Raw genomic sequence first — 276 nt, forward strand, 5'->3', positions numbered from 1 at the left:
ATCAAGGAGGTAATGATGTAAATTATGAAGCAGCTTTTCAAAAGCGAAAACAAGCACCTGTAACGGAATCAAATCCTAGTTCTAAACCTAAAGTTACAGAGGTTAGAACAGGAAAAGAGACAGACATTACTACAAGTTATCAGCAACATCTTAAAAGGCTGATTGCGGATAACAATAGCGATATTCAAAGTAGTCAAAAGAAAATTGAAGAGCTACATACTTTGATTGACACAAAGAATAAAGACAATAAGAAATTGCAGTCCATTTATGATGCGA

1 protein-coding gene is annotated in these 276 nt (G+C 34.1%); it reads left to right on the plus strand.

Going from position 1 to position 276, the window contains the following annotated elements:
- The coding region (locus tag CBI42_RS11840; protein ID WP_094753996.1) for a DUF5945 family protein at positions 1-276 on the plus strand (276 nt) is incomplete at both ends.

This window comes from Streptococcus sp. KR, from assembly GCF_002238115.1.
Taxonomy (GTDB): domain Bacteria; phylum Bacillota; class Bacilli; order Lactobacillales; family Streptococcaceae; genus Streptococcus.